Annotated in this window: 14 protein-coding genes and 1 pseudogene; 11 read left to right on the top strand and 4 right to left on the bottom strand. The window is 58.6% G+C overall.

The window, feature by feature from the left end:
* Nucleotides 1–63: 63 nt before the first annotated feature.
* The 3 genes and pseudogenes from I6L49_RS15920 to I6L49_RS15910 all read left to right on the top strand — a co-directional run bounded on the left by I6L49_RS15920 (nt 64) and on the right by I6L49_RS15910 (nt 2,237).
* Nucleotides 64–1,023, top strand: a complete 960-nt coding sequence (locus I6L49_RS15920) for a helix-turn-helix domain-containing protein (RefSeq protein WP_216949907.1) — start codon at nt 64–66, stop codon at nt 1,021–1,023.
* Between the two features lie 65 nt (nt 1,024–1,088).
* Nucleotides 1,089–1,793, top strand: a pseudogene (locus I6L49_RS15915) (helix-turn-helix transcriptional regulator).
* 66 nt (nt 1,794–1,859) lie between these two features.
* Nucleotides 1,860–2,237 (top strand): VOC family protein, encoded by a 378-nt coding sequence (locus tag I6L49_RS15910; RefSeq protein ID WP_216949906.1) that lies wholly within the window; start codon nt 1,860–1,862, stop codon nt 2,235–2,237.
* A 115-nt stretch (nt 2,238–2,352) separates the two neighbouring features.
* On the opposite strand, the gene gyrB is transcribed toward I6L49_RS15910, so the two are convergent.
* The 4 genes from gyrB to dnaA all read right to left on the bottom strand — a co-directional run bounded on the left by gyrB (nt 2,353) and on the right by dnaA (nt 8,424).
* Nucleotides 2,353–4,764: a DNA topoisomerase (ATP-hydrolyzing) subunit B gene (gene gyrB, locus I6L49_RS15905; protein ID WP_216949905.1), complete on the bottom strand. Its 2,412-nt coding sequence runs from the start codon at nt 4,762–4,764 to the stop codon at nt 2,353–2,355.
* The gene (gene recF / locus I6L49_RS15900; protein WP_216949904.1) at nt 4,761–5,864 is read right to left on the bottom strand and encodes a DNA replication/repair protein RecF; all 1,104 of its coding nucleotides are present in this window, start codon (nt 5,862–5,864) and stop codon (nt 4,761–4,763) included. The genes gyrB and recF overlap by 4 nt, the downstream gene beginning before the upstream one ends.
* 2 nt (nt 5,865–5,866) lie before the next feature.
* On the bottom strand, nt 5,867–6,970 hold the full coding sequence (gene dnaN, locus I6L49_RS15895) for a DNA polymerase III subunit beta (protein ID WP_005339306.1): 1,104 nt from the start codon (nt 6,968–6,970) through the stop codon (nt 5,867–5,869).
* An 83-nt stretch (nt 6,971–7,053) separates the two neighbouring features.
* Nucleotides 7,054–8,424, bottom strand: a complete 1,371-nt coding sequence (gene dnaA / locus I6L49_RS15890; RefSeq protein WP_005339307.1) for a chromosomal replication initiator protein DnaA — start codon at nt 8,422–8,424, stop codon at nt 7,054–7,056.
* A 311-nt stretch (nt 8,425–8,735) separates the two neighbouring features.
* Between dnaA and I6L49_RS15885 the strand changes: the two genes are divergently transcribed.
* From I6L49_RS15885 to mnmE, 8 genes are all read left to right on the top strand, one after another.
* Nucleotides 8,736–9,494 (top strand): amino acid ABC transporter substrate-binding protein, encoded by a 759-nt coding sequence (locus I6L49_RS15885; protein WP_216949903.1) that lies wholly within the window; start codon nt 8,736–8,738, stop codon nt 9,492–9,494.
* Entirely contained in the window at nt 9,495–10,163 is a 669-nt protein-coding gene (locus I6L49_RS15880; RefSeq protein ID WP_158111060.1) for an amino acid ABC transporter permease, read from the top strand.
* Between the two features lie 12 nt (nt 10,164–10,175).
* Entirely contained in the window at nt 10,176–10,910 is a 735-nt protein-coding gene (locus tag I6L49_RS15875) for an amino acid ABC transporter ATP-binding protein (protein WP_069555114.1), read from the top strand.
* Between the two features lie 270 nt (nt 10,911–11,180).
* Nucleotides 11,181–11,315, top strand: a complete 135-nt coding sequence (gene rpmH, locus I6L49_RS15870; RefSeq protein ID WP_005307156.1) for a 50S ribosomal protein L34 — start codon at nt 11,181–11,183, stop codon at nt 11,313–11,315.
* Complete coding sequence (gene rnpA / locus I6L49_RS15865; RefSeq protein WP_005339313.1) at nt 11,315–11,674, top strand: ribonuclease P protein component; 360 nt, start codon at nt 11,315–11,317, stop codon at nt 11,672–11,674. The genes rpmH and rnpA overlap by 1 nt, the downstream gene beginning before the upstream one ends.
* The gene (gene yidD / locus I6L49_RS15860; RefSeq protein ID WP_010672280.1) at nt 11,641–11,889 is read left to right on the top strand and encodes a membrane protein insertion efficiency factor YidD; all 249 of its coding nucleotides are present in this window, start codon (nt 11,641–11,643) and stop codon (nt 11,887–11,889) included. Before rnpA ends, yidD begins: the two co-directional genes overlap by 34 nt.
* A gap of 5 nt (nt 11,890–11,894) precedes the next feature.
* Nucleotides 11,895–13,541 carry a membrane protein insertase YidC gene (gene yidC / locus I6L49_RS15855; protein ID WP_216949902.1) on the top strand — a complete coding sequence of 549 codons (1,647 nt, stop codon included), beginning with the start codon at nt 11,895–11,897 and terminating at the stop codon, nt 13,539–13,541.
* A 99-nt stretch (nt 13,542–13,640) separates the two neighbouring features.
* Entirely contained in the window at nt 13,641–15,002 is a 1,362-nt protein-coding gene (mnmE, locus tag I6L49_RS15850) for a tRNA uridine-5-carboxymethylaminomethyl(34) synthesis GTPase MnmE (RefSeq protein ID WP_019445516.1), read from the top strand.
* Nucleotides 15,003–15,063 lie beyond the last annotated feature (61 nt).

Raw genomic sequence — 15,063 nt, 5'->3', positions numbered from 1 at the left:
CCCTTCGGCTTTCACAGCCTGACGTTTATGATGAGTGTCTGCGCGCAGAGAGGAGCCAACATAATGCCCACCCCGATCGTTGCCGTGGTGACCTTCGATCACTTCAGTCCTTTTCACTGCGCCGTCCCCTGCCTCATCTTCGGCGACATCCTGCCGGGCCAGCCGCTGTTCGAGCTCAAGATCTGCTGCGGCGATGGCAACCACCACGCACACTCGGCGCATGGCTTCACCATTCAGGCTCCCTATGGGCTGGAGGTGCTGGCCGAGGCGGAGATCATCGTCATCCCCTTCTGGCACGACCCGGCAGCCCGACCACCCGCAGCGCTGCTCGATGCCCTTATCGCCGCCAGAGCCAGAGGTGCCCGACTGGTCGGACTCTGCCTCGGCACCTATGTGCTCGCCTACGCCGGGCTGCTCAATGGTCGCAAAGCATCGACCCACTGGGAGTACGAACAGGATTTCTGCCGCCGCTTTCCCTGCGTGCAGCTCGATACCAACGCCCTCTATGCGGATGACGAAGGGCTGGTCACCTCGGCAGGTACTGCCGCCGGGCTGGACTGCTGCCTCTATCTGGTGCGCCAGTACCACGGCTCGGCCATCGCCAACAAGGTGGCGCGGCGGCTGGTGATCCCGCCTCACCGGGAAGGGGGGCAGGCCCAGTTTATCGAGCAGCCGGTGCCCGCCTCCACCCGCGATGTCCGGATGAACCAGTTGCTCGACCACCTGCGTGCTCATCTGGCCGCCCCCCATACCCTGGATTCTCTGGCAGACCTAACCCTGATGAGTCGACGCACCTTTACCCGCCGTTTTCATCAGGCAACCGGCCTCTCGGTGGGTGAATGGCTGCTGGCGGAACGGCTCAGGCGCAGTCAGGAGCTGCTGGAGGTAAGCGGCCATTCCATCGATCGCATTGCCGAGCTGGTCGGCTTCAAGAGTGCCACCTCCCTGCGCAATCACTTCCGATCCCGCTTTGCCATCTCCCCCAGCGAGTGGCGACGATCTTTTCGTGGCCATAACTCCTGATGATGCCCGCTGTACCCGCTCACTCCGCTATGGCAGGCTAGCCAGAGATCCCGAGGAGTCATTCCATGTCCCGTTCCGAACGCCTGCTGACCCTGCTCCAGCTGCTGCGCGGCCACCGCTACGCCATCACTGGCTCTGAGCTGGCCAGCCAGCTTGGCATCAGCCTGCGCACCCTCTATCGGGATATCGCCACCCTGCAGGCACAAGGTGCCCATATCGAGGGTGAACCCGGGATCGGCTATGTGTTGCGTCCTGGCTTCATGCTGCCGCCATTGATGTTCAGCGAAGAGGAGCTGGATGCGCTGGTGCTGGGGTCGCGTTGGGTCGTCGCCCACGGTGACGGTGCCTTGAGAGCATAGGCCAGCAGTGCGCTGGCCAAGATAGAGGCCGTGCTGCCCGCCGACTATCGCCAGCAGCTCCAGAGCAATGCCCTGCTGATCGGCACCTCCCGCAGCAACAGCCTCACCGATGAAGCCCCGCTGCGCAGCGCCATCCGCCAGCAACGCAAGGTGACCCTGAGTTATCGGGACCTCAAGGATGAGGCCTCAGAGCGTACCATCTGGCCCTTTGCCCTCGGCTACTTCGAGCAAGTGCGGGTACTGGTGGCCTGGTGTGAACTGCGTCAGAGTTTTCGCCACTTTCGGGTCGATCGCATCACCCGGATGCAGCCGCAAGATTGCCGCTATCCGAAAAGCCGGGAGAGCCTGCTGAAGGAGTGGCGCGCCACCCAGCAGATCCCGCAACCGAAATTCATTGCTGACAGAAACTGACAGCAGGTAGCGCCATGCTGACAGGGTCGGCGCCACTGCGCCATCTCATCAGCAAGGAGCATCACCATGTTAGTCCCCCAGTTCACCATCCTCTACGTTACCAATCCGACCCGCAGCGCGCTCTTCTACCGCGAATTGTTCGGGCGTGAACCAGTGGAGGAGTCACCTACCTTTGCCATGTTCGTGTTCGAATCGGGCGCCAGACTGGCACTCTGGTCCAGCGCCACAGTCGAGCCCGCAGTAACCCAAACAGCCGGGGCCATGGAGCTGGCCTTCGCCCTCCCGGATGATGATGCCGTCGATCGCTTGTCTGCCGAGTGGCTGGCGCGCGGGCTCCCCCTGATCCAAGCGCCGACCAAGATGGAGTTTGGCTACACCTGCATGGCCCTCGATCCGGATGGCCATCGTCTGCGCCTCTACTGCCTAGCACCAGAACTGGGCTGAGTTAGAACCATCAACACCAAGCTGTTTCATGTTTCACGTGGAACGTGCAAATTCTTCCGCCCAAAAACAAAAAGCCGCTCACAAGGAGCGGCTTTTTGCTGTCTGACAGCGTCGATTAGACGTCGAGGTTGGCTACGCGCAGGGCGTTGGTCTCGATAAAGTCACGACGGGGCTCAACGGCATCACCCATCAGGGTGGAGAAGAGCTGGTCAGCACCGACGGCGTCATCGATAGTGACGCGCAGCATGCGACGGGCTTCCGGATCCATGGTGGTTTCCCACAGCTGGTCCGGGTTCATCTCACCCAGCCCTTTATAGCGCTGGATGTAGATGCCGCGCTTGCCTTCGCCCATCAGCCACTCGACGGCTTCCACGAAGTTGGCAACCGGTTTGACCTTCTCGCCACGCTTGATGAAACCACCTTCCTCGATCAGGTTGGCGATCTCCTTGCCCAGCGAAACCAGCTGACGGTACTCACCGGATTGCAGGAAGTCGTAGCTGAGCGGATATTCGCGGTCAACACCGTGCTGACGTACCACAGCGTGCGGCACGTACAGGCTGCGCTCTTCATCACGACGAACCTGGATCTGGTACTGGATACCGTGGTTGCTCTCGTTGAGCACGGCTTCCATACCCTGACACCAGGCCAGCAGATCGCTCTCGCTGTTCAGCAGCGCTTCGTTCAACTCCGGCTGATAGATCAGCTGGGTCAGCACGGCTTCCGGCGCACGACGAGACATGCGGGTGATCAGGTGAGTCACCGAGCGGTGCTGGTTGACCAGGCGCTCCAGTGCCTCGCCACCGATAGCCGGGGCAGACTCGTTAACGTGCAGAGTGGCACCATCCAGCGCCATGGCGGTCTGGTACTGCAGCAGCGCGTCTTCGTCTTTCAGATACTGCTCCTGCTTGCCCTTCTTCACTTTGTAGAGCGGCGGCTGGGCGATGTAGACGTAGCCACGTTCGATGATTTCCGGCATCTGACGATAGAAGAAGGTCAGCAGCAGGGTTCGGATGTGCGCACCATCGACGTCCGCATCGGTCATGATGATGATGTTGTGATAACGCAGCTTGTCCGGGTTGTACTCGTCGCGACCGATACCGCAACCCAGTGCGGTGATCAGGGTGCCCACCTCTTGCGAGGAGATCATCTTGTCGAAACGGGCCTTCTCCACGTTCAGGATTTTACCCTTGAGCGGCAGGATGGCCTGGTTCTTCCGGTTGCGACCCTGCTTGGCGGAACCGCCAGCAGAGTCCCCTTCCACTATGTAGAGTTCGGAGAGAGCCGGGTCTTTTTCCTGACAGTCAGCCAGCTTGCCGGGCAGACCGGCGATATCCAGCGCACCTTTGCGGCGGGTCAGTTCGCGAGCTTTGCGGGCCGCTTCGCGGGCACGGGCCGCATCGATGATCTTGTTGACCACGATCTTGGCATCGCCCGGGTTTTCCAGCAGGAAGTCGGCCAGCTTCTCACCCATCGCCTGCTCAACTGCGGTCTTCACTTCGGAAGAGACCAGCTTGTCCTTGGTCTGGGATGAGAACTTGGGATCCGGCACCTTGACGGAGATAACGGCAATCAGACCTTCACGCACGTCGTCGCCACTTGCGGCAGACTTGGCCTTCTTGCTGTAGTCCTCTTTGTCCATATAGGAGTTCAGAGTACGGGTCAGCGCGGTACGGAAGCCAACGAGGTGAGTACCACCATCCCGCTGCGGGATGTTGTTGGTGAAGCAGTAGACCCCTTCCTGATAGGCGTCATTCCACTGCATCGCCACTTCAACGCCGATACCATCCTGCTCGGTGGTGAAATGGAACACCTTCGGGTGGATCGGGGTCTTGTTCTGGTTCAGGTATTCAACGAACGCCTTGATGCCACCTTCGTAGCAGAAATGCGCCTCACGGCCGTCACGCTCATCCATCAAACGGATGGAAACACCGGAGTTGAGGAAGGAGAGCTCGCGCAGGCGCTTGGCCAGGATCTCGTAGTGGAACAGGGTGTCGCTGAAGATGGTCGGGCTCGGCCAGAAGCGAACTTCGGTACCGGTGCCGGTGCTGTCGCCAATCTGCTTGAGCGGAGCTTGCGGCTCACCCAGATGATAGGTCTGTTCGTAGACGTGGCCGTTACGACGAATAGTCAGCAACAGCTTGTCAGAGAGGGCGTTAACGACGGAGACACCCACGCCATGCAGGCCGCCGGATACCTTGTAGGAGTTGTCATCGAACTTACCGCCAGCGTGCAGCACGGTCATGATGACCTCTGCGGCGGAGCGGCCCTCTTCCGGGTGAATATCGACCGGAATACCACGGCCGTTATCACGCACGGAGACGGAGCCATCGGAATGGATCTTGACCAGAATATCGGAGCAGTAGCCAGCGAGCGCCTCGTCAATGGAGTTATCGACGACCTCGAACACCATGTGGTGCAGACCCGAGCCATCATCCGTATCGCCGATATACATCCCCGGGCGCTTGCGGACCGCATCCAGGCCCTTCAGCACCTTGATATTCGAGGAGTCGTAAGTATTTTCACTCATAGCTTACTCTCTGCCTTCTCTAACGTTTCGGAGATTTTACCCTGTTCCACGTGGAACAACTTGCAGTCATTCGCATCCATCATGTCTGCGAGCTGACCGGTGTCGATGGCGGTGATAAACACCTGGGACGCACACTGCTTCAGCCTTGCGGCCAGCAAGCGGCGCTTGTCGACATCCAGTTCAGAGGCAAAATCGTCAATTAAAAAAATACAGCCACGGCTGCTATGTTGATTCAAATAGAGCCCTTGGGCCAAGCGCATGGCACAAACCAGCAGCTTGAGCTGACCCCGGGACAAAATATCCTGAGCGGGGACCCCGTTCGCCTTGAGGCGCACATCGGCTTTCTGTGGACCGACACCGGTATAGCCCAGCGCCCGATCCCGCTCAAACCCCGCCTCCAGCAGATCGCCGAGGGGAGTATCTTTCTCCCAGCCCCGGTAAAAGCCGAGACTGATATCGAATTCCGGCAGAAAATCCGCCGTCATATCCTTGATCAGAGGCGTAATGGCCTGACAATAACTGGCGCGAAACTCGGCCAGCTCACCACCCAGCCGTACCAACTCCTGATCCCAGAACGCCAGCTGGCGGTACTGGGTGCTCTGGCGCAGCAGCGCATTGCGCTGTTTCAGCAGCCGCCGCACTCGTCCCCAGAGGGCAAAGAAGGTTGGCTCCTGATGGAAAACGCCCCAATCGAGCCAAGCGCGGCGAGCCTGAGGCCCGCCCGTCAGCAGGTTGAAGCCATCGGGATGGATCAACTGCACCGGCAACAGCTCCGCCAAATCGGCAAGCCGCTGGGCCTGTGCCCCGGCAATCTTGAGCTGGGTCTCGCCACTCTTGTCTTTGGCAAGACCGATAGGTACCTGACGCCCCTCCAGCTCGCACTGGGCAAACAGGGTAAACGCCCTCTCCCCCTGGCGGATGACCCGCCCGGTCAAATGAGTGCGAAAGGAGCGCCCCAGACCAAGGTAGTGAATGGCTTCCAGCACGCTGGTCTTGCCGCTGCCATTGCACCCGACCAGAATGTTGAGGCCGGGCGACAGCTTGAGACTGGCTTGCTGGATATTGCGAAAGTCGCTGAGCTGGAGTTTGACCAGGGACACGACTAGATCCGCATCGGCATCACCACGTACTGAGCATCCTGATGTTCAAAATCCTCAATAATGGCACTGCTGATGGAATCGCTCAGGCTAATCCGAATTTGGTCACATTTTAACGTATTCAGCACGTCGAGCACATAAGAGACGTTAAAGCCGATCTCCATCTCGCCAGCGGCATATTGTACGTCAAGCAGCTCTTCGGCTTCTTCCTGTTCCGGGTTGTTGGCGGTGATGCGCAGCAGGTTTTCCTGCAGATTGAGACGCACCCCACGGAATTTCTCGTTGGAGAGGATGGCGGCACGGGCAAACGCCTGACGCAGATCCTCACGGCCGGCGATGAGCGCCTTGTCGCTGTTGCGCGGAATGACGCGGCGCCAGTCCGGGAAGCGGCCATCCACCAGCTTGGAGGTGAAGATGAAGCCGTCCAGCGCAGCCCGCAGGTTGCTGCGACCGATCTGCAGCCGCACCGGCTTGTCTTCCGCCTCCAGCAGACGCACCAGCTCCAGTACCCCTTTGCGTGGCAGGATAACTTGATGATCGGGCAGCGATTCCCCTACTACCTCGCGGCGGCAGGTGGCCAGACGGTGACCGTCGGTCGCCACGGTGCGCAGACCGTGACCTTCGCTCTCGAACAGCATGCCGTTCAGGTAGTAACGCACGTCCTGACTGGCCATGGAGAACTGGGTCGCATCGATCAGCTTCTTCAGCTCCAGCTGGCTGATATCGAACTCGAGCACGGATTCCCAATCCTCGATGTTCGGATACTCGGTCGCCGGCAGGGTCGAGAGGTTGAAGCGGGAACGACCGGAGCGGATGATCAGGCGCTCGCCTTCGGTATTGAGACGGATCTCGGCGCCTTCCGGCAGACCACGGCAGATATCCAGCAGCTTGCGCGCCGGTACTGTGGTGCGGCCATCTTCGCTTGCCCCGTTCAGATAGACCTGACCGATCATCTCTACTTCGAGATCGGTACCGGTCAGTGACAGCAGACCGTTGCTGACATCAAGCAGCACGTTGCCGAGGATCGGCAGGGTCGGTCGGCCGCCGAGGGCGCCGGACACCAGTTGCAGAGGACGTAACAGGGCCTCACGGCTAATTTCGAGCTGCATCTGTGCTCTCCGTTGTGATTAGGAGGAAAAGATTCGGATCAGGTTGGAATATTCGCGCTGCATCTGTCCACTCGATTCCGTGATCAGGAAGAAAGGGTACGGATCAGGTTGGAATAGTCCTCCTTGATGTCATGACTCTCCTCCTTCAGCTGCTCGATTTTTCGGCAAGCATGAAGAACGGTAGTGTGGTCACGGCCACCAAAGGCATCACCTATCTCCGGCAAACTGTGGTTGGTCAGCTCCTTGGCCAACGCCATCGCCAACTGGCGCGGACGGGCAACGGAGCGGGAACGACGCTTGGAGAGCAGATCCGCCAGCTTGATCTTGTAGTACTCCGCCACCGTCTTCTGGATATTGTCGATGGTGACCAGCTTCTCCTGCAGTGCCAACAGGTCGCGCAGCGCTTCGCGCACGAAATCGATGTTGATGGCACGGCCGGTGAAGTTGGCGTTGGCGATCACCCGGTTGAGGGCGCCTTCCAGTTCACGGACGTTGGATCGCAGACGTTTGGCAATGAAGAAGGCCACTTCGTCCGGCAGATGGATCTGATTCTCGTCTGCCTTGCGCATCAGGATCGCGACGCGGGTCTCCAGCTCCGGCGGCTCGATCGCCACGGTCAGGCCCCAGCCGAAGCGGGACTTGAGGCGATCCTCGACACCGTTGATCTCCTTCGGATAGCGATCCGAGGTGAGGATGATCTGCTGGTTACCTTCCAGCAAGGCATTGAAGGTATGGAAGAACTCCTCCTGGGAGCGCTCCTTGTTGGCGAAGAACTGGATGTCATCGATGAGCAGGGCATCGACGCTGCGGTAGTAACGCTTGAACTCTTCAATGGCGTTGTTTTGCAGCGCTTTCACCATGTCCTGAACAAACCGCTCGGAGTGCATATAGATGACTTTGGCATCTTTTTTACTCTCCTTGATGGCATTGCCAACGGCGTGCAGCAGGTGGGTTTTACCCAGGCCGGTGCCGCCATAGAGGAACAGCGGGTTGTAAGCACCACCCGGATTGTCCGCTACCTGACGGGCAGCCGCACGCGCCAACTGGTTGGACTTACCCTCGACGAAATTCTCGAAGGTATAGTTCACGTTGGTGTTGCTCTTGTGGTTCGGCTCGGGCTTGGCTTCAGCCTTGCTTTCCCAGCTCTTCTGCAAGTTATTCACAGGCGCGGCACCCTGTACCGGTGCTCTGGCGACAGCAACAGGATGGGGACGATTGCCTATATCAAAACGCAGGGCGGGGCCGTCGACCCCGCAGAGTTCGTTGATGATGCCGTTAACCCGGATGAGATACTTGTCTCGTACCCAGTCCAGAACAAAGCGATTCGGTGCATACAGGGTCAGAGTATTGTCACTCAACTCCGCTTGAAGCGGCCGGATCCACATGCTGAATTCTGCCGAGGGCAACTCATCTTGCAGCCGGTTAAGGCACTGCTGCCATAGCGAAGCAGTCACTCTAAACTCCTGTCGATTGATTAACTAAAGACCGGCTATTCTACGTTTTTAGCCGCCGGATCTCCAGCCATCGCCCGGTGGATCCAGCAAATAAGATCCTTGACTTTCAAGGATCCAGCGCCTTTGGATCGGATTTCATCCCCAAAGTTACCCACAGCTTGATCCACCGTCCGGATTGGTCGATCCCGTGCTTCTCTCCTGTTATTTCATATAACCAAATGTCATTTATTTTTTAAATTTTATTCCAATAACATCAGGGCCAAACCAGTTATTACAACTACAAATACAAGACATTGAGAGAGAGAAACACCATGAAAACATCCATCAAACTGATTTCCGGCGCAGCCATCCTGCTCGCCACCCTGTCCGGTCAGGCCATCGCCCAGGAGACCATCAAGGTCGGCATGTCTGGCAAATATTTCCCGTTCACCTTCGTCAAACAGGACAAGCTGCAAGGCTTTGAAGTGGATATGTGGAACCAGATCGGCGAGCGTACCGGCTACAAGGTCGAATTCGTGACCGCCAGCTTCTCCGGCCTGTTCGGCATGCTGGAAACTGGCCGCATCGATACCATTTCCAACCAGATCACCATCACCGACGAGCGCAAGGCGAAGTACGACTTCTCCCAGCCTTACGTCTATGACGGTGCCCAGATTGTGGTACGCAAGGGCAACAGCACCATCCACGGCATCAAGGATCTGGAAGGCAAGAAGGTGGCCGTGAACCTGGGTTCCAACTTCGAAGAGCTGCTGCGCAAGAACGACCCGAACAAGAAGATCGATATCCGCACCTATGACTCCGCCTTCGAGCAGGATGTCGCCCTGGGTCGCATCGATGCCTTCGTGATGGACCGCGTCTCCACCGCCCAGCTGATCAAGGAGTCCAAGCTGCCGCTGCAACAGGCTGGCGCACCGTTCGAGACTATCGAGAACGCCCTGCCCTTCCTGAAGACCCCGGAGAAACAGGCTCTGCTGAAGAAGGTCGACGAGGCCCTGACCGCCATGCGCAAGGATGGCTCCCTGCGTCAGATCTCCGAGAAATGGTTCGCTTCCGACATCACCGACAGATAAATGATGGAATTTGACCTCGAATACACGCTGGGGCTGTTTCCCATCCTGCTCAAATATCTGGGCACCACGATGGAGATGGCCCTGTGGGGATTCGTGCTGGCACTCGTACTCTCGCTGGCCCTGGCGATAGTACGGGTGTTTCGCGTCCCCGCGATTCACTGGCTGGCGATGCTCTATATCTCGTTCTTTCGGGGTACACCGCTACTCGTTCAGCTGTTTCTGCTCTACTACGGACTGCCGCAACTGTTCCCGATCTTCGTGGGGATGGATGCCTTTACTGCCGCCATCGTCGGTCTGACCCTGCACTTCGCCGCCTACATGGCCGAGTCGATCCGCGCAGCCATCCTCGGCATTCACAAAAGCCAGATGGAAGCGGCGCTCAGTATCGGCATGAGCCGTTATCAGGCGATGCAGCGGATCATCCTGCCGCAGGCGGCCCGTATCGCCACCCCGTCGCTGATGAACTACTTCATCGATATGATCAAGAGCACCTCGCTGGCCTTCACGCTGGGGGTGGCCGAGATAATGGGCAAGGCGCAAATGGAAGCCTCCTCCTCCTTCAAGTTCTTCGAGAGCTTTATGGCGGTGGCGCTGATCTACTGGATAGTGGTGATCTTCTTTACCCGCTTGCAGCATCTGCTGGAAATTCGTCTTAACCGTGCCTATTAAAGGAGGGCTCTCATGATCAAGCTAACCGGCCTCTCCAAGGCATATCACGGCAATCAGGTGCTCAACAGCATCGATCTGGAGGTCAAAAAGGGGGAAATTGTCGTCATCATCGGTCCCTCCGGCACCGGCAAGTCGACCCTGTTGCGCTGCCTGAACCTGCTGGAGACCCCGGATGCGGGCACCCTTGCCATCGACGATCTCGAGCTGAATCTGGCCAAGGCCAGCGAACAGCAGGCGATCGAGCTGCGCAAGCGGGCCTCCTTCGTGTTCCAGAACTACGCCCTTTTTGCCAACAAGACGGCGCTCGACAACATCGCCGAAGGGCTGATCACCGTCTGGAAGCAGCCAAAAGCGGAGGCCCGCGCCACAGCGCTCGGCATCCTCAAGGACATTGGTCTTGCCGACAAGCAGGATGCCTATCCGGCCTCCCTCTCCGGCGGCCAGCAGCAACGGGTCGGCATTGGCCGCGCCATGGCGGCCCACTCCAAGGTGATCCTGTTTGACGAGCCCACCTCCGCACTCGATCCCGAGTGGGTCGACGAGGTTTTGGGACTAATGAAAGAGTTGGCCCGCCAGCACCAGACCATGGTGGTGGTGACCCATGAGATTGAATTTGCTCGTGATGTTGCCGATCGGGTGATCTTCATGGAAGGAGGGCGGATCGTCGAGCAGGGCCCGCCGGATCAGATATTGGTCGATCCCAAGGATCCCCGTACCCGGGAGTTCTTGCGGAAAGTCCTTAAATAGCTCTCTCTTTGGCGGCCTGGCCGCCTTTTTTATTGAGGGATCCCTTGTTTAACCCCGGGTTGCCAGTATAATCCGGAGCCCTTGATCCTCTGGATCCTCACGCTCGGCAGCGGCCTTTTCAAGACCACGGCAGGATGAGAGGGAACGGCGGATTGACTAAAAGCCGAACTCTGTTTAGAATTCGGCCTCTTTTGCTAGTCGTCACACGCTATAGCTGGCGCGTCGGCTAAGTGTGACAATCAAAACTGTACAGAAATACGGAATCGAATCATGAAACGTACTTTTCAACCGTCCAACCTGAAGCGCAAGCGCTCTCACGGTTTCCGCGCCCGCATGGCAACTGCCAACGGTCGTAAAGTTCTGGCCGCTCGTCGTGCCAAGGGTCGTGCCCGTCTGGTAGTTTAATGCCTACCCAGCACACCTTCTCTCGGGAGTTACGTCTGTTAACTCCCGAACACTTCAAACGCGTTTTCGCTGAGCCTGTCCGGGCTGCTTCCCCGCAAATTACGCTTCTCGCCTGCCCCAATTCACTCGAACACTCTCGTCTTGGTCTCGCTGTGCCCAAAAAAGCACTCAAGCGTGCCGTCTGGCGTAACCGTGTCAAACGGGTGGTCCGGGAAAGTTTCCGCCTCAAACAACATCAGCTGCCCGCTATCGACATCGTGGTGATCGCCAAGGCCGGTGTGAAAGAGATGGATAACGAGGAACTGTTCAAGTTACTGGAAAAGCTATGGCGCACTCTGTCACGCCGTTGCAATGGGTAGCTATCAAACTGATACGCCTGTATCAGCTAATCATTAGCCCTCTGCTCGGGCCGCGCTGCCGTTTTACTCCAACTTGTTCCCAATTTGCGATAGAAGCCATCCGACTTCACGGTTTCATAAAAGGCGTTTGGTTAGCTAGCAAACGTCTATTAAAATGCCATCCCTTATCCGAGGGTGGTTATGACCCGGTTCCGCAACCAAAGCGAAGAAACTGAAGACTATGGAATCACAACGCAATCTACTCCTGATCGGTTTGCTGTTCGTGAGCTTTCTGCTCTGGCAACAGTGGGAGTCCGACAAGGCTCCGAAGCCGGCCCCGACTACCGTGGCCCAAACCGAACATTTCGTACCTGAAGCCGGTCAGACCGGTGATATTCCTCAGGTTTCCGAGCAAGCCAACGCGACTGCCGCACGCAAGCTGATCACCGTCTCCTCTGACGTGCTCAAGCTGACCCTGGACACCCAGGGTGGCGACATCGTGTCTGCCGAACTGCTGTCTCACAAACTGGAAGAGGGCAAGGACCAACCGTTCGTGCTGCTGACCAGCAAGCCTGAGCACCTCTATATCGCCCAGAGCGGTCTGGTAGGTCGCAACGGTCCGGACAGTCAGGCCGAAGGTCGTCCTACCTATGAAGCCGCCCAGACCAGCTATCAGCTGGCCGATGGTCAGGATCAAGTCGTCGTTCCGATGACCTGGACCGACAGCAAGGGCGTGGTCTTCACCAAGGAGTTCATCCTCAAGCGTGGCGACTATGCCGTTGGCGTTGATTACAAGATCGACAACAAATCTGCCGAACCGGTTCAGGTGCAGTTCTATGGTCAGCTGAAGCAGACCGTAGCCACACCGAAGGATCAGGAAGGTCATGCCATGGTAGCCAGCGCTTACCGTGGTGGTGCCTTCTCCACTGAAGATACCCGCTACAAGAAGTACACCTTCGACGAGATGAAGGATGCCGACCTGAACAAGACCACCAAGGGTGGTTGGGTCGCCATGCTGCAACACTACTTCGTCTCTGCCTGGGCTCCGAATGCCGACGATACCAACAGCTTCTACAGCCGTGTGATCCCTGGTAAAGGCCAGGCCATCATCGGTTACAAGGCGCCGCTGGTTGACGTGGCTGCCGGCCAACAGGCTGAAGTGACCAGCAAGCTGTGGGTCGGTCCCAAGCTGCAAGACCAGATGGCCAAGGTGGCTAACCACCTCGACCTGACCGTCGACTACGGCTGGCTGTGGTTCATCGCCCAACCGCTGCACTGGCTGCTGACCGTGTTCCACGGTTTCGTCCAGAACTGGGGTCTGGCCATCATCATGCTGACCCTGCTGGTGCGCGGCATCATGTTCCCGCTGACCAAGGCCCAGTACACCTCCATGGCCAAGATGCGCATGCTGCAACCCAAGATTGCGGCCCTGCGCGAGCGCTTCGGCGACGACCGCCAGAAGATGTCTCAGGGCATGATGGAGCTGTACAAGAAGGAAAAGGTCAACCCGCTGGGTGGCTGCCTGCCGATCCTGGTTCAGATGCCGATCTTCATCGCCCTTTACTGGGCACTGATGGAGTCCGTTGAACTGCGTCACGCACCGTTTGCCCTGTGGATCACTGACCTGTCAGTGAAGGACCCCTTCTTCGTGCTGCCAATCCTCATGGGTGCCTCCATGTGGTATCTGCAGAAGATGAGCCCGACCACCATCACCGACCCGATGCAGCAGAAAGTGATGCAGTTCATGCCGATCATCTTCACTTTCATGTTCCTCTGGTTCCCGGCTGGCCTGACTCTCTACTGGCTGGTGAGCAACGTCATCTCCATCATCCAGCAGACCATCATCTATCGTCAGCTGGAGAAGAAAGGACTGCATTCACGCAGCTAATCTTCCCGTGATGACAAAAGAGGCGGCCTTCGGGCCGCCTTTTTTATTACAATGTCTCCCACTACGTTTTCCTATCAGCGAACAAACGAGCCAAGCAAGATGACAACAGATACGATCGTGGCCCAGGCCACCGCGCCAGGCCGTGGTGGCGTCGGCATAGTCCGGGTCTCCGGCCCCGCCGCCGAACAGGTCGCCGGGATAGTGCTCGGCAAGCTCCCGCGGGTGCGCTACGCCGAATATCTGCCGTTCAAGGATGAGCAAGGCCAGGTACTGGATCAGGGCATCGCCCTGCTGTTCAAAGCCCCCAACAGCTTCACCGGCGAGGATGTGCTGGAGCTGCAGGGCCACGGCGGCCCCGTCATCATGGACATGCTGATCCGCCGCATTCTGAAAATCGATGGCATCCGCCCTGCCCGCCCCGGCGAGTTCAGCGAGCGCGCCTTCATCAATGACAAGCTGGATCTGGCCCAGGCCGAAGCTATCGCTGACCTTATCGAAGCCTCCAGCGAACAGGCCGCCCGCAGCGCCATGCACTCCCTGCAGGGGCAGTTCTCCAGCAAAATCCAGCAACTGGTGGAGAGCCTGATCCGGCTGCGCATCTATGTGGAAGCGGCCATCGACTTCCCGGACGAGGAGATCGACTTCCTCTCCGACGGCAAGGTGGCGGGCGACCTCTACGCCATCATGTCCGAGCTGGACGACGTGCGCGGGGAAGCCAAACAGGGCGCTCTGCTGCGGGAAGGGATGAAGGTGGTGATCGCCGGTCGTCCCAACGCCGGCAAATCGAGCCTGCTCAATGCCCTCGCGGGCCGCGAGTCGGCCATCGTCACCGAGATTGCCGGCACCACCCGCGACGTGCTGCGCGAACACATCCATCTCGATGGCATGCCGCTGCACATCATCGACACCGCCGGTCTGCGCGACACCCAGGATAAGGTGGAGCAGATCGGTATCGAACGCGCCTGGGCCGAGATTGAACAGGCCGATCGGGTGCTGTTTATGGTGGATGGCACCACCACAGATGCGGTTGACCCGCGGGAGATCTGGCCGGAATTTGTTGATCGGTTGCCAAAAAACATCGGCCTCACCGTCATTCGCAACAAGGCCGATCTGACAGGCGAGGATCTGGCACCGAGCCAGGAGCAGGGCCACGCCGTCTACCGCATCTCCGCCAAAACCGAGCTGGGGCTGCCTGCCCTGCGCGAGCACCTCAAGGCCTGCATGGGCTTCCAGGGCAACACCGAAGGGGGCTTTATGGCCCGCCGCCGCCATCTGGATGCGCTGGAGCGCGCCGCCGAGCGCCTGCTGGTGGCCAAGGAGCAGCTGGAAGTGTTCGTGGCCGGTGAGCTGGTGGCCGAAGAGCTGCGCCTCGCGCAGGAGTCCCTCTCCGAGATCACCGGCGAATTCAGCTCCGACGATCTGCTGGGCCGTATCTTCTCCAGCTTCTGCATCGGCAAGTAACTCTCCGCACAGCAGGCAACAAAAAGCCCGGGTTCATCCCGGGCTTTTTGTTGTGCGTTTT

Origin of the sequence: Aeromonas sp. FDAARGOS 1419, assembly GCF_019047045.1 — a bacterium.
In the GTDB taxonomy this organism is placed as follows: domain Bacteria; phylum Pseudomonadota; class Gammaproteobacteria; order Enterobacterales; family Aeromonadaceae; genus Aeromonas; species Aeromonas veronii.
The sequence above is the reverse complement of the archived record's forward strand: the minus strand, read 5'-3'. Positions and strand labels throughout refer to the sequence as shown.

Excerpts from the sequence above, each read along its gene's own strand:
- I6L49_RS15920 (WP_216949907.1), top strand. The coding sequence starts at position 64 with ATGCCCACCCCGATCGTTGCCGTGGTGACCTTCGATCACTTCAGTCCT.
- I6L49_RS15910 (WP_216949906.1), top strand. The coding sequence starts at position 1,860 with ATGTTAGTCCCCCAGTTCACCATCCTCTACGTTACCAATCCGACCCGC.
- gyrB (WP_216949905.1), bottom strand. The coding sequence starts at position 4,764 with ATGAGTGAAAATACTTACGACTCCTCGAATATCAAGGTGCTGAAGGGC.
- dnaN (WP_005339306.1), bottom strand. The coding sequence starts at position 6,970 with ATGCAGCTCGAAATTAGCCGTGAGGCCCTGTTACGTCCTCTGCAACTG.
- I6L49_RS15885 (WP_216949903.1), top strand. The coding sequence starts at position 8,736 with ATGAAAACATCCATCAAACTGATTTCCGGCGCAGCCATCCTGCTCGCC.
- I6L49_RS15880 (WP_158111060.1), top strand. The coding sequence starts at position 9,495 with ATGATGGAATTTGACCTCGAATACACGCTGGGGCTGTTTCCCATCCTG.
- I6L49_RS15875 (WP_069555114.1), top strand. The coding sequence starts at position 10,176 with ATGATCAAGCTAACCGGCCTCTCCAAGGCATATCACGGCAATCAGGTG.
- rpmH (WP_005307156.1), top strand. The coding sequence starts at position 11,181 with ATGAAACGTACTTTTCAACCGTCCAACCTGAAGCGCAAGCGCTCTCAC.
- rnpA (WP_005339313.1), top strand. The coding sequence starts at position 11,315 with ATGCCTACCCAGCACACCTTCTCTCGGGAGTTACGTCTGTTAACTCCC.
- yidD (WP_010672280.1), top strand. The coding sequence starts at position 11,641 with ATGGCGCACTCTGTCACGCCGTTGCAATGGGTAGCTATCAAACTGATA.
- yidC (WP_216949902.1), top strand. The coding sequence starts at position 11,895 with ATGGAATCACAACGCAATCTACTCCTGATCGGTTTGCTGTTCGTGAGC.
- mnmE (WP_019445516.1), top strand. The coding sequence starts at position 13,641 with ATGACAACAGATACGATCGTGGCCCAGGCCACCGCGCCAGGCCGTGGT.